This window comes from Rothia sp. HMSC072B03 (assembly GCF_001809565.1).
Lineage (GTDB): Bacteria > Actinomycetota > Actinomycetes > Actinomycetales > Micrococcaceae > Rothia > Rothia mucilaginosa_A.
Genome location: NZ_KV797969.1, coordinates 1 through 18208 on the forward strand (window position 1 = coordinate 1; position 18208 = coordinate 18208).

Genomic DNA, 18208 nt, shown 5'->3' on the forward strand with positions numbered 1-18208 from the left:
TAAACCCGGCTGAGCCCTGACTAAACCCGGCTGAACCCGAATCAGGGCACGCCAAAGACACCCGCAACGCAGCGGGCGGGGGAGTGTAGAAGAGCGCAGAATAAGGGCCGCACTAGGCGCTACTCCACCAGGCCCGCGAAGCCCGACAGAGCCAGCACCTCCTCAACATCCTGCGGCACCGAGCGCGCCACCCACGGCGAATGTACCAGCACCGCCCGCCACTGACCGCGCGACACCGCCACATTCAGACGATTCGGCGACAGCACAAACCCGGCACCGCGCCCAGAATCAACCCGCGACGACGCCAACGACACCAACACCACCGCAGCCTCCTGACCCTGGAACTTATCCACTGTGCCCACACGCACGCCAGCACCCGAAGAATCCGCCAGGCCAGCCGCAATCAGCGCCTCACGCACACAATCAACCTGCGCGTTATACGCCGCCACCACAATGCAATCCTCAGCCGCCAACGGGCGCGGCTCAGCGCCAGCCGCCGGAACCCACTCACGGCCCAACAGCTCGCGCACGCACTCCACCACCGCCTGCGCCTCCTGCACGGAACGCACCGAACAACCCGCATGCTCCACCGGATACGACACCACACCAGGCGCAACACCCTGCAGAGTGCGACCAGCCGTCGCCGCCGCGCTCGCCAATGCGCCATCATACGACAGCCACGAAACCCGCTCACACAACGCCGAATCCATACGCCACGACTCACCCAAGAAATAGCCAAAACGAGGATCCAGTGCCGCCGCCCCGTCAGACAACCAGCCCAGCGCCGAAACATCCACCGGGTACGGATGCACACCCGTCGACACCTGCGGCAACTGCTGCGGATCGCCCAGCAGCAGCACCGAACGCGCCGCACGAGCCGCCGCCACCGTATTCGTCAGAGAGAACTGGCCCGCCTCATCGACCACCAGCACGTCCAGCGACCCGGCGGGCACGCGACGCTCACTCACGTAATCCCACACCGTACCGCCAAACAGCAGGCCGCCCTCACCGGAAATCAGCTCCGTCAGCTCGGAATCAGACACCTCAGACCACGGGGCATCCGGAGTCACCGACTTGCCGCGCAGACGCACCGCACGGGAGGCATCAAAACCCTCGCGGGCGCAGCACGCCGACATGAGATTCTCAATCACCGCGTGCGACTGAGCCACCACGCCCACCTTCGCGCCCTCCGCCACCAGACGCGCAATCACGTGCGAGGCGAGGAAGGTCTTACCCGCACCCGGAGGGCCATGAACCGCCACATAGGAGCGGTCGAGAGCGCGAACCGCGGCGTGCACGGCATCCACCGCGGGCAGGTCAGAGGCGGAAAAATCAACCTCACGGGGTAGATTTTCTGCATTTTTGGCGTTTGAGGCGCCCTTCTTGGGCCGCGGCGCGCGACGGAACAGTAGGTCCGTGGAGGCGCTCTTCACCCCCGTCAGCGAAGCCGCCGCATCGAGCACGCTCGGTAGGGCACGGGACGAGGAGGGAGCATCGGAGGGCTCGGAATCTTCATCGGATACGGGGTCATTAAGCACGGGGTCGTTAGGCATGAGGGCACCGTCGAAGAGTAGCCCGTGCACATCGGCCTGCAGGGCCGCCTCAATCGTCGCCGTAGACACCGGATAGCTCGGACCAAGGCCCGAGGGCATGGCACGGTGCGGCTCATCCTTCACGCGGATGCGCTCCTGCAGAAGCACCTCCAAGAACTCGCCGGTCGACTCTGCGCCAGCCGACTCAGCCGCAGCCTCTTCGAGGTTCGCAGAACCCTCGGAACCGGCACCGAAACCGCCATGCGCCACCGCCAGCACACGCATGCCAAAGAAGCCCGTCGCCGCCAACTCGGCGGGCACACGCTCACCCGGATTCGACGCACGGAAATAATTCAGCTGCGACTCCATACGGTCCAGCGCAATCTGCGGGCTCAACCCCGCCTCATACGCACAAAACACCGCGTGATTCGACGGCGCAATCACCAGACTCGGGTCGGCCTCAATTCGCGCACGCAACAGGCGCACCTGCGCGCCGCGCACACGATACCAGCCGGGGGCGTCTTCAACCTCGGTGGGCTCCTTCATGGCGGCGGCAAGCGCCTCCAGGTCTGCGGGGATGTTCAGAAGAGCATGCGCATGCTCCACCGAAAGCACCTGCACCCGATCAAGGTACGCATAATCGCGGCTCGCCACCCACGCCGTTGGGCCGTCCTCCAGGCGGCGAATGTGCTCACGCCAGAATGGGGCACGCTCGCGGCGGTGATAATTCGTCATGGACAGCAGCATCGCCGCCTCAAGCTCGCCGGCACCCCAGCCGTGCTCCGCCGCGTGCTCCTCGAGGGATGCAAGCTGGGCATCCAGCAGGCACTGCAGACGGTACTGTTCGCTGTCGTTCTCCACCGCGGCGGGCACGCGGTACATGACCGGAGGCTCCTCAGTCTCAGGGTCTTCGGCGGTATCTTCGGCAGTGTCTTCGGTGACGAGCTCCGGGGCCTCGGTCGCAAGAGCCAGGGAAGCCGCCGCGTTCAGGCACGCCGGGCACTCGTCGCAGGTCAGAAAATGCGGGATGCGCTCGGCAAGTTCCGCCGGTTCTACACCCTCGTTCAGCGCCTCGGTGAGCAGTAGGAGGCGCTGCTCCTGCAGGCGAATCAGCGGCAGAATACGCGCCGAATCAACCCGGTGAGGTTGAGGAACAGGGGAGTGGTGCTCCGGGGTCGCCGATCCGGACTCTGCACCGTACTCCTCAGTGCCGTATCCCTCAGTGCCGTGCTCCAGATGGAGGTCGAGGCGCACCGCGTTCTCGGCGCTCTTGGCGACCCCGGCGGTCAGCAGGTGCGCCGCCAGGGCACCGCGTAGCAGCGCCCGATGCGCCGCCTCACCCAGGCGCGGGGTGCAGACAATCTGGGCGGTATTGCCCTCGGCGGTGCTGTCCGCGGGTGCACCGTTCGTGACTGCGTACTCCAGGCGGTCGAGCTCCACCGTGTAGGTCAGCCCCGCCGCGGAGGTCGCTACCAGGGGCACCGGGCGCGGCTTACCGCCCGCATGCTCACCGGTGACCACCCCACCCTCGGTCAGTACTCGCAGGCACTCGCGGTATGCCTCACGGGCGCGCTCAAGCTCCGACTCAGCCGGGCGCGCAGTCTGCTTCTGTGCACGTTCCTGAAGTTTGGTGTAGAGCCCCAGCTCGCAGGCTGAGGTTGCGGTCAGATCGGCGAGGGTGAAGGTAAGGTCCATGGTGGCTTTTCTGCTGGAGAAGAGGGAAATAGGACGGGCGTGAAACCCGCCGGGGGAGTGGGTGCGAACCCCTGTTGGAGGGTTATGAGCATCCCGAGTCGGCCCCCGCCCCGAGAGGTTGATTTTCAGGTTTCACGTGAAACACTACAGAAAATCAACCTATACAGGATGATTTAGGGGGCTTTCGGGGCTATCCGGGCACACCCGCTAGGAGGCAGCACCCGTCGCGGGCGCCTCAGAAACCGGGGCACTCGCCCCTTCAGAGGTGGGTGCCGAAGCTGCCGCAGGCGCGGGGGTTGAAGCCGCCGCAGAGGCACCCGCAGAAGCATCGGCAGACGCACTCGGCGCGCTCGAACGGTCCGCAATCGCGGCCGCGGCAGCGTCCACGCGCTCCTTTGCCGCGGGCAGGGCCTCCGCCCCGCCCAGGTCGTTCAGAATAATCGCAAAGATCAGGCGCGTGCCGTCCGGGCGGGTCGCCACACCGCACAGCGAGGACACCGTATAGAGGGTGCCCGTCTTGGCGCGCACAAAGCCGCGCGCGTGCACCGAATTCGCCGCCGCAAAACGATCGGCCAGGGTTCCGCTGTCACCCGCGAGTGGGAAGGCCTGCATGAGCTGCTCGGCGCGCTCATCGGCGTTGAGCAGGGCCACGGTCTGCACCAGGATTCGGGCGGTCACGCGGTCCGTCAGGGACATGCCGCACACGTCGGCCTGCACCAGGTTTTCCACGGTCACGCCGGCATCCGTGAGCGTCTGGCGCACCGTCTGCTGGGCGGCTTCGGCGCTACCCTCCCTGCCCGCGGCGATGGCGGCGTAGCGTCCCAGAACCTCGGCCAGGGCGTTATCGGATTCGAGCATCATGTGCTGCGCCTGCTCGAACAGGGTGGCCGACTCCACCGACCCCACCTCGGTCGCCCCGGTGGGCGCGGTCGCGCGCTCGGCCAGGGTGAAGCTCAGGCCCGACTCCTTGCCGGCGGTGTTGAGCGCATCCACGAACGCCTGCTGGGCGGCCACGGCAGCGTCCTCCGGACGCACCGGGTTACTTGCGGTCGACTTGCCCGGCACCGTGTGCGATTCGAGCGCAATCGGGTGGATGGGGGTAATCTGCCCGCTGGACACGTCGCCCTCCTCCCAGCCGGGGTTGACGCTCGGGCCGGTGAAGAGCGCGGTGTCCAGGTAGACGGGCATGGCGCCGGTCGGCTTATCGCCCGCGGCAACGGCCTTGACCGTCTGCTCGGCAAGGGTGGCCAGGCCGGCCCGCCCCACGACCTGCTTCGGGTCGGAGGCCCCCGCACCCAGCAGGGAGTCGCCTCCGGCCACGAGGTACAGCGCATCGCCCTGGCGCACCGCGCGGGTGGTCAGGTGGCCCTGCAGGTTGGCGTGACGGCTCAGGGTGAAGAAGGTCAGAATCTTGAAGGTGGAGGCGGGCACGCGCGCGGCATCGGCGTTGGCGGCGTAGAGGTCGCCCGGCGCGGTGGTCGCGCCCGTACCGGTGAGGCCGCCGTCCAGGCCGGTCACGAGGATGCTGTACTGCGGGTAGGTGCCGTCGGCAAATAGCTTGTCGAGGCTGGAACGCAGGCGCTCGGCATCCTCTGCGTTCAGCGCGGGTGCGAGGCTCGGGGTGGCGCTTGCGGAGGCGGTAGCCGGCTCGCTGGCGGTGCCGGATGCGCTTCCCGAGGGGCTTGCGGATTCTTCGGGGCGCTTCTGGTCCACGGCCGCCGATCCGCAGGCGGTCAGCAGGAACATGCCGCCGAGAGTGAGGGCGGCTCGGCGGGTGAGGGTTCGGCCGGCGTGAGGGCGGCCGGGGGTCTGTGCGTGAGGATTGAAGGAGGGCATCCTTCGAGCATAGCGGCAGGGCACGCCGGGTATCGAATTGGGGCGTTACCTACGCCGCCCCGTTTTGCCCCCGTAATACGCGGTTTCGGCACGTGCGAACGGGTTACAATGGGTGAGTTCAACACCTAGCTTTCGCACCCGTGCGCCGATGTCGCCGCGAAAGTGACCTTAACTCACGAGAAAGAAGGTTCCGATGGAACTCGACGTCACTATTGAAATCCCCCGCGGCTCCCGCGTGAAGTACGAAGTGGACCACGAGACCGGCCGCCTGCGCCTGGACCGCGTGCTGTTCACCTCCATGCAGTACCCCACCGCTTACGGTTACTTCGAGAACACCCTGGGTGAGGACGGCGACCCGCTGGACGCCATGCTGATTCTGGATGTTGACGTTGTTCCCGGCGTGCTGGTTGAGGCTCGCCCCGTTGCAGTGTTCAACATGACCGACGAGGCCGGCGGCGACGCTAAGGTTCTGTGCGTTCCCACCGACAAGCGCTACGACCACATCAAGTCCCTGGCTGATGTTCCCGAGCAGCTGAAGGCTGAGATTCAGCACTTCTTCGAGCGTTATAAGGACCTGGAGCCCGGCAAGTGGGTTAAGGGCGAGGGCTGGGAAGACCTGGCTGCTGCCGAGAAGATGGTCCAGGAGGCTATCGACCGTTTCGCAGCTGAGGGTCACTAAGCTGCCGCGTCGTTAGGCGCATTAGGTTTTTGGAAGGGGCGTGTTTCCCGTATCTGGTTCGTGCGAGTTTTCGTACGTGCTGGAGACGGTGGGCACGCCCCCTTTTACTGTGTTCCTTGGCTGTGTTCGGAGGTTCCGTGGAAGGGTATGTAACCGAACTATTCTTCGGAAAACAGCCTCAGAGTACCTCTGGGAGTGCTAATATGGGCATATTACGAAGAATACTTCGTATAACCTGAGGTTCTGCAGCGGTGAGGAGGAAACCCCCATGGCATTCGACGCAACGGGGTTCGCACAAGAATTTGGTGCGCAGGTTCGCGCCGTCCGCAAGTACGAAAAAATCACCCAAATGGAGTTGGCGTGGATGGTCGGGCTCAGCGATAAAACAATCCGCGATATTGAGCGTGGGCTACCCGGCCCGTCAATTGGTGCGGTCCTCAAAGTCGCCCAAGAGCTCGGCATTGAGCTAACTATTGCCAACCCCCTCACCTAACCCCTCCCGCACACTGCGATAGAAAACAGAACCTGGAGAAAAGCCATGACAGATGAACTTATGGCAGATGTCTATAAAGATGGTGTTCTCGCCGCATACTTGAGGCGAGACGCCAACGGGCTGATTCATTTCACCTACCGGGCAGATTATAAAGGGCCAGCAATTGCCACGAGCCTGCCTTTAAACGCGGAATATACCGCAGAATCAATTCCGCCTTTCTTTCAGAATCTTTTGCCTGAAGGCTATAGGCTCGACGTCGTTAGTTCCGAGAAAAAAATCAGCAAAAATAACACTCTGGGCTTGTTGCTGGTGATTGGTTCTGACGTTCCAGGAGATGTGCAAATTATTGAGCACGGGCGGGAACTGTACACCGCTCCTGCCGCATTGGTGAACAACCCTGAGGTCGTTTCCTTTGCGGAACTTATGGGCACGGTTGACCGCCGAGGACTGCCTGGCGTTCAAGAAAAGCTGAGCGCCGTCATGAAAACCCTGCCCGTGCATTGGACGGGCGCTGGCTACGATGCGCTTCTGAAAATTAGCCCGCAACGCATGCCTGGGCTTGTGGAAAACGAAGCTGCCCACCTCACCGCAGCCGCACTCATGGGGATTCCTGTAGCTCAGCATGAGCTTGTCTATGATCGAGACGGCGTATCAGGTTTGATGGTCTCCCGTTTCGACCGAACACCCTCTGGGGGACGCATCGCTATGGAGGATGGCGCACAGATTTTGGGTGTTCCTTCGGGTGAGAAATACACGGAAGATAATCCTGCTGTGACAACAGAAAGTGTCATTCAAGCAATGGTGAAGCTTGCTGCTTCCCCTGCTATTGCCCGCAGGAATCTTTACATGCATTTTCTCTACGCTTGGCTGACCGGCAATGGGGACCTGCACGCAAAAAATATCTCGCTCCTCAAGGGACGCCGTGGATGGGAAGTAGCTCCTATCTACGACATCCCCTGTTCGCTCGTGCACATTAAATCTCTATCCATGGCGCTTAGCGTTAACGGAAAAGATAATTCGAATCCCGGTGACGGTTCGCCGCCCGAAGATTGGAAGATTACTGTTGACGATTGGCTTGCTCTCGCAGAGACTATCGGTCTTCCGCCTAAGGTGCAGAAAGACGCTCTAACTCGTGCTCTCAAAGCGGCTCGAGCAGTTCGCTGGCCCACAGACCGAGCCGCCCCGGGATATGTTTTCAACTCGAATGCCTCACCGTTTAAGGCCATGCAGAAAGAGTTGGAACGCCGCCAGGACGAGTTAGAAGAGTACCTTCATACGCGCTCCTAAGGCTTCTGACTTCTTGAGCCTTCGTTATTTCTAAATTCTCTTCGTGAAGTATCTATGTACATAGATACTTCGCAATTTCTATAAAGGAACCACCATGCAGAATGGACGCGCAGGACGCCTGCATCCGGCCGTCGGCACCGCCCGCCGACACCTCGCCGCCGCCCTCGAAAAGCTCCTCGGCGCCGGAAGCATCAAAGCCACCGGACGCTCCCGCACCAGCCGCACCGCACCCGAGCCGGACGCCGCCGACCTGCCCCTGCTCCTGGTCGCCTGCAGCGGCGGCCCTGATTCCCTCGCGCTGGCCGCCATCGCCGCGCACTTCGCCCGCCGCGGCGACGTGCGCGTGGGCGCCGTCATCGTCGATCACGGCCTGCAGGAAGACTCCGCCGAGGTCGCAGCGCAGACCGCGCAGACCCTCGCCGACCTGGGGCTTTACCCCGTCATCACCGAGAAGGTGCAGGTTCCCGCCGGCAACATGGGCCCCGAAATGGCGGCACGCACCGCCCGCTACACCGCCTTCGAGAAGGTAGTTAAAGCCACCGGCGCCCGCGCCGTACTACTCGGCCACACCCTCGACGACCAGGCGGAAACCGTGCTGCTCGGCCTGAGTCGCGGCTCCGGAACCCGCTCCCTGGCGGGCATGCCGCCCGTGCGCGTCGAAGGGGGCGTCACCTACCTGCGCCCCTTCCTCGGCCTGCGCCGCACCGACATGCTCGACATCTGCGAGGCCGAAACCCTCACCCCCTGGATTGACCCGACCAACGCCGACCAGTCCCTCATGCGCGCCCGCATCCGCCACAGCGTGCTGCCCTACCTGGAGGAGCACCTCGGCGGGGACGTGGCCCGCTCCCTGGCCCGTACCGCCGCGGTGGCCGGCCCGGATGCAGACTACCTCGACGAGCAGGCTCGCGAAGCCTTCGAACGGGTGCTACTACCCGCCGGAACCGCCGTGCGCGGCATCGAGCGCGAGGATGCCGTGCTGCTTGACCGCGTGCGCACCGCCGAGCTACACCCGGCGCTGCGCCTGCGCGTGCTTGCCACCGCCTGCAAGGCCGCCGGGGGAGAGAACCCGGGCTTCGAGCGACTGCAGGCGCTGGACGCCTTCACCGCCGAATACGCGATAGCTGGGCCCGTTCAGATGCCCGGCCACGTGAGCGCGTACCGCCGCCGCAAAATTGTGCATCCGGCAACCGGTGAACGCGTGGATGCGCTGGTCCTCGTACCCACCCGCGGGTAGCCATCGCTCCGCTGCCGGGGGGGGCTTCGGGGCCGGTCGCCGCAAACCTGCCGCCCGGCCCGCATATAGTGCCCCACGTGCGGATTCGGATATTGCGCATGACTCGAATCGGGCTCCCTGCGGGTGCGCGAGGGGCTGGTGAGGTGCGCCGAAGCACGTTTTTAAGTCATACTTAAAGCGAACACCATCCACATTGTCCGGTGCGGGGTGCCCGCCAGCGAGCGGTCTGTGCCCTCCCGGAGGCGCAGTAGCGTCCAAATATACGAAGGAATTATCGTGCAGGCTATCGACGTGAAGGACGATATCAAGAACGTACTCTTCACCAAGGAAGAGATCAATGCGAAGGTCGCCGAGCTGGCGGCTCGCATCGACGAAGACTACGCCGGCAAGGACGTGCTGCTCGTGGGCGTGCTGAAGGGCGCCATCATGGTGATGGCTGACCTCTCCCGCGCGCTGAAGGGCCACTACACCATGGACTGGATGGCTGTCTCCTCCTACGGTTCCGGCACCAAGTCCTCCGGCGTGGTTCGCATCCTGAAGGACCTGGACACCGACCTGGTCGGCCGCGACGTGCTGATCGTTGAGGACATCATCGACTCCGGCCTGACCCTGGCCTGGCTGCAGCAGAACCTGATTTCTCGCGGCGCCGCAACCGTTGAGATTTGCGCCCTGCTGCGCAAGCCCAAGGTCGTCAAGGCCGACGTCAACGTCAAGTACGTTGGCTGGGACATCGAGCCCGAGTTCGTGGTCGGTTACGGTCTGGACTTCGCTGAGAAGTACCGCAACCTGGACTGCATCGCAACCCTGCACCCGCACGTGTACTCCTAAACTTCATCGTCGGCACCCGAAACGCCGATACACGCCCCGCCTCCCGCCGTTTGTGCGGGGGCGGGGCGTTCCCGTACCCGCACGCGGGATGGCTGAGGGAGGGTTCCATCCTTTAGCCCGCAGGTGAAATAGAGAAGAAGGGTGCCTGGCCCCCGGCCGCGGTAGGGTACATTTAAGGTTGCATCGTTGGGTGTTCCGGCACGAAAATGCCGCAGCCCCAACGGGTTACAGCCGCAACGTAAGGACAAAGCATTGGCGCAAACCCCCAATACTCCGCAGAAGGGCACGGATAGCTTTCTGAAGAAGCTCATCAACGGCCCCTGGTTCTGGCCGGGCGCAATCGCCGTGGTCATGCTGGCGTTCTTCATGAGCTCCCTCTTCACCCAGACCTCGCGTCAGGTGGACACGAACGTGGGTATTCAGCTGCTCAACGACCACCAGGTTAAGAGCGCGAAGATTTACGACGGTGATCAGCGCGTGGAGCTGCAGCTCAAGGAGGACTACAAGAAGGGCAACGACAACTACGGTAAGTCGGTGAACTTCTACTACGTGCAGCCCCGCTCCGAGGACGTGGTCAAGGCCATGAACTCCGCCGAGCTGGAAAGCTACACGGACCAGCCGGTTGAGCATAGCTTCCTGAGCTCCCTGATTTCGCTCCTGCTGCCGATTCTGCTCTTTGGTGTGCTGTTCTGGTTCCTGATGGGACGCGTCGGAGGCGGCTCCTCCGTGATGAGCTTCTCCAAGTCCCGCGCGAAGAAGTTCACCAAGGACAAGCCGGATGTGCGCTTCAGCGACGTTGCCGGCGTGGACGAGGCGCTCGCCGAACTGGAAGAGGTTCGCGAGTTCCTGGCTGAACCCGAGAAGTTCACCCGCCTGGGTGCAAAGATTCCCAAGGGCGTGCTGCTGTACGGCCCTCCCGGCACCGGTAAGACCCTGCTCGCCAAGGCTGTGGCGGGCGAGGCCGGCGTGCCCTTCTACTCGATTTCCGGCTCCGACTTCGTTGAAATGTTCGTGGGCGTGGGTGCCTCCCGCGTGCGCGACCTGTTCAAGGAAGCGAAGAGCGACCCCGCCGCCATCGTCTTCGTCGACGAGATTGACGCCGTTGGCCGCCGCCGCGGCGTCGGCATGGGTGGCGGTAACGACGAGCGCGAGCAGACCCTGAACCAGCTGTTGGTTGAGATGGACGGCTTCGACGGCAACTCGAACGTCATCGTCATTGCGGCAACGAACCGCCCCGACGTTCTGGACCCGGCGCTGCTGCGTCCCGGTCGTTTCGACCGCCAGATTGGTGTGGACGCCCCCGACATGAAGGGCCGCGAGCAGATTCTGCGCGTGCACGCCGCGGGCAAGCCCATTGCCAACACCGTGGACCTGGCGCAGGTTGCGAAGCGCACCCCCGGCTTCACCGGTGCCGACCTGGCGAACGTCATGAACGAGGCGGCTCTGCTGACCGCCCGCGATAACGGCAACGTGATTGACGACCGCGCTATCGACGAGGCAATCGACCGCGTCATGGCTGGTCCGCAGCGTTCCTCGCGCATCATGAACGAGCACGAGCGTAAGGTCACCGCATACCACGAGGGCGGTCACGCCCTGGTTGCTGCGGCACTGCGTAACTCCGCGCCGGTCACCAAGATTACTATTCTTCCGCGCGGCCGCGCCCTGGGTTACACCATGGTCATGCCGCAGGACGACAAGTACTCCACGACCCGCCACGAACTGCTCGACCAGATGGCGTACGCGATGGGTGGCCGTGCGGCTGAGGAAATCGTCTTCCACGACCCGTCCACCGGTGCGTCTAACGATATTCAGAAGGCAACCGACACCGCCCGCAAGATGGTCACCGACTACGGCATGAGCGCCGTGATTGGTTCCGTGAAGCTCGGCGGCGAAGACACCGAACCGTTCCTCGGTGGCGGCGGCGCCTCGGCACGCAACTACTCCGACGCGACCGCGGCAAAGGTCGACGCTGAGATTCGCGCCCTGCTGGAGCAGGCACACGACGAGGCATTCCAGATTCTGCTGGAAAACCGCGATATTCTCGACCGCCTGGCGTTCGCCCTGCTCGAGAAGGAAACCCTGCTCGAGAACGAGATTGCCGAAATCTTCAAGGACGTGCGTAAGCGCCCCGAGCGTGAGTACTGGTACTCCAAGCCGACCCGCGAGCGTACCGACATCCCGCCGGTGAAGGCACCGAGCGAGCTGGCGAAGGAAGCCGAAAAGTCTGAGGAAGCACCTGCCGCTACTGCTACGGCACCTACTGTTCCGGTAGCACCTACGCAGCCGTTGCCGCCTCAGGCGCCCCTCACCGACCCGGACGCTGACCCGACCGTCGCAATGCCCACCCAGCAGTACCCGAACTACCCCGCCCCTCCGGCGCAGCGCCCGGAGAACGGCACCCCGAACCAGAATGGAGCAGAGAATGAGCGAGGTTAAGAACGCCGTCGACCAGCCGCGTATTGAGGCTGCCGTCCGTGAGATTCTGCTCGCGATTGGTGAGGATCCGGACCGTGACGGTCTGCAGCAGACCCCGGCTCGTGTGGCGCGTGCCTACGCGGAGTTCTTCTCGGGCCTGCACCAGGACGCCGGCGAGATTCTGGGTACGACCTTCGACATCGCCCACTCTGAGATGGTGTTGGTGAAGGACATCCCGTTCTACTCGACCTGTGAGCACCACCTGGTGCCGTTCCACGGCGTGGCGCATGTGGGTTACATCCCGGGCCCGGACGGCAAGGTGACCGGTCTGAGCAAGCTCGCCCGCGTGGTGGATATGTACGCTCGCCGCCCGCAGGTGCAGGAGCGTCTGACTACGCAGGTGGTGGAGGCTCTGGAGGAGCACCTGAACCCGCGCGGCGCGATTGTGGTGATTGAGGCTGAGCACATGTGCATGTCGATGCGCGGCGTGCGTAAGCCGGGCGCGAAGACCGTGACCAGCGCGGTGCGCGGTGCGCTGATGAACACCGCAACCCGTGCGGAGGCGATGAGCCTGATCTTCTCGCAGCGCTAAGCGCGCTCGCAGACACACTAAAAGGGGCGGAGGTTTTCACCTCCGCCCCTTTTGTCGTGCGGTTGTGGCCCTCGGGGCCGCCGATGCTTAGCGCCGTTCCGGGCCTTTAGAAGGCTCGAAGAGCCTTAGCCCTCGTTCTTGTTGTCCCAGCCCAGTGCGAGGGTCACGATCAGGCCCAGGGCGATGAAGCCGCAGCCGGTTGCAGAACCGAAAGCAATCCAGCGGACCGCGGGAGCGTTCTCGGCCAGAACAATAACGAACAGCGAAGCAATCGCGATCAGGGACAAAATCCACGCGCCGGTCTTCAAATTCACGATGAGTCACTTCCTAGAGTATGTATGTGTATGAGGTGCCCAACCCACACCGCTGTGACGCGGGCAGAGCATACCCTCCCAGGATACCCCCAAATCGGTATGCCATATGCAAATATGGCGCGCTGTGTCATTCGGCAGATTCGGTAGGATTAAAACCATGACCGAAGACACCGCCCCCCACCCCGCTGCCGCACCCCTGCCCTGCGATGCGCTCGCCGCCGAACGCACCCTCATCATGGGCATTCTCAACGTCACCCCCGACTCCTTCAGCGACGGCGGCCAGCACTACGCCGCCACCGACGCCATCGCCCACGCCGCCCGCATGATTGCCGAGGGCGCCTCCATTATCGACATTGGCGGCGAGTCCACCGGCCCCGGTGCGGTGCGCATCAGCGTGGAGGAAGAGCAGCGCCGCATCCTGCCCGTCATCGAGGCCGTCGCGCAGATGGGCACCACCATCAGCGTGGACACCATGAACCCGCAGACCGCCCGCGCCGCCATCGCCGCCGGTGCGCACATCATTAATGACGTGTCCGGCCTGAACGTCAGCGATGAAATGATTGAGACCGCCGCCGAGCTGCAGGTGCCGTACATCCTCATGCACGCCCGCGGCACCTCCCAGACTATGGACAGCCTGGCGGAGTACCCGCGCGGCGTCGTCACCGAGGTTGTGGAGGAGCTGACCGACCTGCGTGAGCGTTTCCTCGCCGCCGGCGTGTTGCCGCAGAATCTGATCCTTGACCCGGGCCTGGGCTTCGCCAAGGGCGGCGTGCAGGACTGGGAGCTATTGGCCGCTATCGATGAGTTGCAGTCCCTGGGGCACCGCCTGCTCATTGCCGGTTCTCGAAAGCGTTTTATCGCCAACGCCCTGACCGCGGCGGATATAGCGCTGGCCGAGCGCCTGAACGCGACCGGCTTCACCGCGACCAAAGCGGGCCAGGCGGAACGCGAACTGTGGCACTCGCTGACGGAGCCACGCCCGGCCCAGCATCGCGCGGCCGCTTCTGCGGCGGTGACCGCCCTGGTGGCCGCCCGCGGCGTGTGGGCGGTGCGCGTGCACGACGTGCCCGCTAGCGTGGACGCGGTGACTATTGCCTCCGCGCTGCGCGCCGTCATGTAGGTACCGCCCCTTATGCGCCCCACGGGGCTCGGCTCACGCGCCGGGTACCCGCTACAACCAACCACTGAGGAGACTCCATGCCGAATTCGGCCTACGCCCACCACGACCGCATCACGCTTAGTGGCATCACCGCCGTGGGTTTCCACGGCGTTCTCGACTTTGAGAAGCGTGACGGTCAGCCCTTCACCGTCGACGCGACGCTCTACACCGACTTCGCGGACGCCGCCGCGGGGGATGACCTGGAAAAGACCACGAACTACGCGCAGGTGGCCGAGCTGATTCACCAAAAAATCGTCTTCGGCTCGCTTGACCTGATCGAGACGCTCGCCGTGCGGATTGCCGAGGGGATTCTCTCCGAGTTCGCGCGCATCGACGCGGTGGAGGTGAAGGTCTCCAAGCCGCAGGCCCCCATCACCGTTCCCTTCGAGAACGTGGCGGTGAGCGTGTTCCGCGAGCGTATTCCCGAGTCCCTGCAGGCCGCCATGCCCGGTACCGAAGGGAGGTGCTAACGATGCCGCTCAGGCCGCTTTCCGCCCATCGCGCCGTGCTGGCGCTGGGCTCAAATTTGGGCGAGAGCGAGAGCACCATTGAGCGTGCCGTCGTCGACCTTCGGGAGGCGGGCGTGCGCATCCTGCGGGTCTCGCCGCTGTACCGTACCGCTCCGGTGGGTGGGCCGGAGGGTCAGCCGGACTACGTGAACGCCGTGATTGAGGTGTCGACCGAGCTGAGCCCCTACGAGCTGCTGAAGCTGTGCAACGCGGTGGAGGCGGCGCATCACCGCGAGCGTCTGGTGCGCTGGGGCCCGCGCACCCTCGATATTGACGTGATTGACTACGAGGGTACCGTCTCTGATGACCCGGTGCTGACTCTGCCGCACCCGCGCGCGCACGAGCGGGCTTTTGTGCTGACGCCGTGGGCGCGTATGGATCCGGAGGCGCGCCTGCTGGTGGCGCGCAGCGATGGGGGCGCCGTAACCTACGTGCCGGTGAGCGTTGCGGAGCTTTCCCGCGACCTCAACCTGACCCACGAGGACGCCGGCGAGGACGCAATTCGTTATATGCGTGAAATGAACCTGTCCGTTGGCCCCTAAATGTGGCACTCTGGAAGGCAGAGGAACCGACCGAAAGGAAACACCATGAAACCCCTCCGGTATTCGGCGGTGCTCTGGACGGCGATAGGCGCCGCGGCGCTGACCGTGCTGGTGCACGCGGTGCTGGTGAACGCCGGTCATAGCGAGCTGCATTTCTCGTGGATGCTCGGGCTGGTGTGCCTGCTCGTGGCCGCCGGCGCGGTGTGGCTGGGGGTGCAGGTGGCGCGGTATCGCCGTATTCGGACGCGCGAGAAGGCACCGCACATGGGTCCGATTCTGGCTGCGCGTGCCCTGGCCTATGCGCAGGGTTCGATTCTGACGGGTTCCCTGCTGACGGGTGTGTGTGCCGCAATCTTTGGTTTTCACCTGACGGTGGCGCCTGCCCGCGGTCTGTCTGCGCTTTTCTGGCAGGTCGTGGTGAACCTGGTCTGTAGCGTTGCGCTGCTGGCGGCCGGCCTGTGGGCGCAGCATTGTTGTCGTATTCCGCCGGGGGAGGACGAGGACGATTCTCCCTCCGGTTCCGTGAAGTCGCGAGAGGGAGGAACCTATGCCGGCTCCTAAATCGAACAATTATTCTCAGAATCCCATGCCGCAGGGCGGCGGCCCGGGACAGACCCCCGCGCCGAGCGTACCGACCGCACGACCCGCCGGGGTCCCCCTGGGCCTGCCCGGAGTGGGCGGGCCTGCACCCCGGCAGGCCGCACCCGACCCGCAGTGGCAGCCCGCGGCCCCCGGCTACCTGAAGGTTCGCTTCATCCACACCGTGGCCGCGTTCGTGCCGGTGCTGCTGGTGGGGCTGGGCCTGGATGCACTCGCGGTTCTGACCGACGGACCCCTGTGGATGCGCATCCTGGGTGTGCTGGTGGCTCTCGTTGCGGTGTTCTGGGGCGGCTGGTGGCTGCTCACCACCCCGCGCCGCACCCGCGCCCTGGCCTACGCGCTGGAGAGCAACCACCTCATGACCCGCCGCGGCCTGGTTTTCCGCAGCATCACTTCGATTCCGTACGGGCGCATCCAGTACGTTGACGTCGATTCGGGACCGCTCGAGCGTCTCAGCGGGGTGTCGCGTCTGACGGTGCGCACCGCCGGTGAGGCCGCCGGCACGGTTGTGGTGTACGGCGTCCCGAACGACATCGTGGATGCGGTCCGTGCCGAGCTGGTGCGCCGCGCCGATGAGCGAATGGCGGCCCTGTAATGAGCGCGCCCGTTCCGAACAATAACGTCCCGAGCGGTGGCGCGCCGGGCGGCCAGGGTGTGGGCGGCCCCGGCGGTCCGCAGGAACAGACGTGGTGGCGCGCCGATATCCGCACGTTCATCATGAACCTGTGGTTCATTATTCTGCTGGCCTTCGGCTTCTTTCAGAGCATCATTCTGAATATTCTGACCACCCCGCCGAACGAGTGGGGCACGCGCCTGACGCAGGTGTTCAACGAGGACGACAGCTATTTCAGCGCGACGTATTCGCAGCTGATTGGCTTCGTCGTTCTGGTGCTGGTTCTGTTTGCTGGCTCGCTTCAATGGTGGTTCACCCGCTATCACCTGGATGAGCTGGCGATTCACCGCCGCAGCGGTATCTTCTTCAAGAAGGAGCGCACGATCCGCCTGGAGAGCGTGCAGAGCGTGGATATTTCCCGTCCGCTGGTGGCGCGCCTGCTGGGCCTGTCGGAGCTGCGTTTTGAGGTTGCGGACGGCTCCGGCGAGGCGCTGCACATCAAGTACCTGTCGCGGGCGAAGGCCACCCGGTTGCGTCATGCGGCTCTGCAGAGCATCTCGATTCTGCGGGCTCAGGGCAGGGGAGCCCGGGCCGGCTACCGGTCGGATGCGCCGCTCCCCTCGGGCGCGGCTTCCTCTGCCCCCTCGGCTCAGCCTGCATCCCCGGCTCAGCCTGCTCCCTCGATTCAGTCCGGTGCGCCCCGGCCCGGCGTATCCCAGTCCAGCGTGCCCCAGCCCGGCGTCTCGCAGCCTCATCCTGCGCAGTCCGACTCGGCTTCCTCGGCCTACCCCGCCGCTTCGCCCGCTCCGGCCGGAAACTTCCCCGAACCCGGTAACCCCGAGGGTGCGGTGGCCTTCCGCATCTCGACCGGCACCCTCATCATGTCGATTCTGCTGGAGAACCTCGTGTGGGTTATCCCGCTGGTCATCGTCATGGGCGTGAGCGCAATTATCACGGCAATTTTCAGTGGAATCAGCCCGCTGTACATCCCGATGTTTGCCCTCCCGAGCCTGGGCGCGCCGCTCATCGGTTACGCGGGTGCGCTGTGGGCCCGCTTCGATAACTCCGCGCGGTTCAGGATTTATTGCGGTGACCGCGGGGCCCTTACCCTGCGCTACGGTTTCACCGGAACCCACACGCAGAACGTGCTGCCGGAGCGCGTGCAGGCGGTTCAGGTTGAGCAGTCGATTCTCTGGAAGATGTTCGGTTGGTACCGCATCAAGATGACCATCGCCGGCGTGGGTATCGACAGGCCCGATCAGGGCGGGCTGACCCGCAACGTGGCCCTGCCGGTGGGCAATGCACGCGAGACCGCCGCGGTGCTGCGTCTGCTCCTGCCGGGGCTGGACGAGCAGCAGGCGCAGGTGCTCATGGCCGCGGCGCGCAGCTCCCAGAAGCGACAGGTGCCCGGTGCCCCGCAGATGCTGCAGGTGCCGTCCACGGCCCGCTGGCTTGACCCGCTCACCCTGCACGTTAAGGGCCTGACCAGCATTAACGTCTCTGCGCAGGGGGCTCAGAGCCCCGCCTCCTCGCGCCCTGACGCGAACATCGAGGAGCACGCCCGCGGCGATCTGCTGCTGATCCGTAACGGCTTCTTGGTGCGCAGGCTGTCGGTGCTGCCGGTGCGGCGCGTGCTGGGCGTGCGCTGGACCCAGGGCCCGCTCGAGCGTGCGTGCGGATGCGCCACCCTGCGCTTCGACGTTGCGAAGGGCCCGGTGAGCACCACCATGAAGCACCTGCCGCCGCGCACGAGCCTGATTATCGCTTCGACCCTCACGGAGCGCCTGGAGGGTACCCGCGCCTACTACCGCGTGCCCGAGGCGCGTTAGCGCCGGAACCTCAACCGGCAAGGCCCGCCCGCACCACTCGGTGCGGGC

General features: G+C 64.7%; 16 protein-coding genes. 13 read left to right on the forward strand and 3 right to left on the reverse strand.

Going from position 1 to position 18208, the window contains the following annotated elements:
* Positions 1 to 119: 119 nt before the first annotated feature.
* Both HMPREF2630_RS03365 and dacB read right to left on the reverse strand, forming a co-directional pair.
* Positions 120 to 3227 (reverse strand): DEAD/DEAH box helicase, encoded by a 3108-nt coding sequence (locus HMPREF2630_RS03365; RefSeq protein WP_070483392.1) that lies wholly within the window; start codon positions 3225 to 3227, stop codon positions 120 to 122.
* Positions 3228 to 3434: 207 nt separating this feature from the next.
* Complete coding sequence (dacB, locus tag HMPREF2630_RS03370; RefSeq protein WP_070483394.1) at positions 3435 to 5063, reverse strand: D-alanyl-D-alanine carboxypeptidase/D-alanyl-D-alanine endopeptidase; 1629 nt, start codon at positions 5061 to 5063, stop codon at positions 3435 to 3437.
* Between the two features lie 193 nt (positions 5064 to 5256).
* On the opposite strand from dacB, the gene ppa reads away from it, so the two are divergent.
* The 7 genes from ppa (at position 5257) to folE (ending at position 12594) form a co-directional block, all read left to right on the forward strand.
* Entirely contained in the window at positions 5257 to 5742 is a 486-nt protein-coding gene (ppa, locus tag HMPREF2630_RS03375) for an inorganic diphosphatase (protein WP_049344276.1), read from the forward strand.
* A gap of 268 nt (positions 5743 to 6010) precedes the next feature.
* Positions 6011 to 6235 (forward strand): helix-turn-helix domain-containing protein, encoded by a 225-nt coding sequence (locus HMPREF2630_RS03380; protein ID WP_049344278.1) that lies wholly within the window; start codon positions 6011 to 6013, stop codon positions 6233 to 6235.
* Positions 6236 to 6280: 45 nt separating this feature from the next.
* Complete coding sequence (locus HMPREF2630_RS03385) at positions 6281 to 7522, forward strand: type II toxin-antitoxin system HipA family toxin (RefSeq protein ID WP_049344280.1); 1242 nt, start codon at positions 6281 to 6283, stop codon at positions 7520 to 7522.
* A gap of 94 nt (positions 7523 to 7616) precedes the next feature.
* Positions 7617 to 8759 (forward strand): tRNA lysidine(34) synthetase TilS, encoded by a 1143-nt coding sequence (tilS, locus tag HMPREF2630_RS03390; RefSeq protein WP_049344282.1) that lies wholly within the window; start codon positions 7617 to 7619, stop codon positions 8757 to 8759.
* A gap of 276 nt (positions 8760 to 9035) precedes the next feature.
* Positions 9036 to 9587 carry a hypoxanthine phosphoribosyltransferase gene (gene hpt / locus HMPREF2630_RS03395; protein ID WP_049333480.1) on the forward strand — a complete coding sequence of 184 codons (552 nt, stop codon included), beginning with the start codon at positions 9036 to 9038 and terminating at the stop codon, positions 9585 to 9587.
* 252 nt (positions 9588 to 9839) lie between these two features.
* The gene (gene ftsH, locus HMPREF2630_RS03400) at positions 9840 to 12023 is read left to right on the forward strand and encodes an ATP-dependent zinc metalloprotease FtsH (RefSeq protein ID WP_070483395.1); all 2184 of its coding nucleotides are present in this window, start codon (positions 9840 to 9842) and stop codon (positions 12021 to 12023) included.
* The gene (gene folE, locus HMPREF2630_RS03405) at positions 12010 to 12594 is read left to right on the forward strand and encodes a GTP cyclohydrolase I FolE (RefSeq protein WP_070483397.1); all 585 of its coding nucleotides are present in this window, start codon (positions 12010 to 12012) and stop codon (positions 12592 to 12594) included. Before ftsH ends, folE begins: the two co-directional genes overlap by 14 nt.
* Positions 12595 to 12719: 125 nt before the next feature.
* Here the strand turns inward: folE and HMPREF2630_RS03410 are convergent, their stop codons facing one another.
* Positions 12720 to 12908: a hypothetical protein gene (locus HMPREF2630_RS03410; protein ID WP_049333476.1), complete on the reverse strand. Its 189-nt coding sequence runs from the start codon at positions 12906 to 12908 to the stop codon at positions 12720 to 12722.
* Positions 12909 to 13065: 157 nt separating this feature from the next.
* Between HMPREF2630_RS03410 and folP the strand changes: the two genes are divergently transcribed.
* From folP to HMPREF2630_RS03440, 6 genes are all read left to right on the forward strand, one after another.
* Positions 13066 to 14028, forward strand: a complete 963-nt coding sequence (gene folP / locus HMPREF2630_RS03415) for a dihydropteroate synthase (RefSeq protein WP_070483399.1) — start codon at positions 13066 to 13068, stop codon at positions 14026 to 14028.
* A gap of 77 nt (positions 14029 to 14105) precedes the next feature.
* Positions 14106 to 14537: a dihydroneopterin aldolase gene (folB, locus tag HMPREF2630_RS03420; RefSeq protein ID WP_049333471.1), complete on the forward strand. Its 432-nt coding sequence runs from the start codon at positions 14106 to 14108 to the stop codon at positions 14535 to 14537.
* A gap of 2 nt (positions 14538 to 14539) precedes the next feature.
* Positions 14540 to 15118 carry a 2-amino-4-hydroxy-6-hydroxymethyldihydropteridine diphosphokinase gene (gene folK / locus HMPREF2630_RS03425; RefSeq protein WP_049333470.1) on the forward strand — a complete coding sequence of 193 codons (579 nt, stop codon included), beginning with the start codon at positions 14540 to 14542 and terminating at the stop codon, positions 15116 to 15118.
* 45 nt (positions 15119 to 15163) lie between these two features.
* Positions 15164 to 15679: a DUF3180 domain-containing protein gene (locus HMPREF2630_RS03430; RefSeq protein WP_070483401.1), complete on the forward strand. Its 516-nt coding sequence runs from the start codon at positions 15164 to 15166 to the stop codon at positions 15677 to 15679.
* Positions 15666 to 16313 (forward strand): PH domain-containing protein, encoded by a 648-nt coding sequence (locus tag HMPREF2630_RS03435; RefSeq protein WP_083297864.1) that lies wholly within the window; start codon positions 15666 to 15668, stop codon positions 16311 to 16313. The genes HMPREF2630_RS03430 and HMPREF2630_RS03435 overlap by 14 nt, the downstream gene beginning before the upstream one ends.
* On the forward strand, positions 16313 to 18160 hold the full coding sequence (locus HMPREF2630_RS03440) for a PH domain-containing protein (protein ID WP_070483403.1): 1848 nt from the start codon (positions 16313 to 16315) through the stop codon (positions 18158 to 18160). Before HMPREF2630_RS03435 ends, HMPREF2630_RS03440 begins: the two co-directional genes overlap by 1 nt.
* Positions 18161 to 18208: the final 48 nt, after the last annotated feature.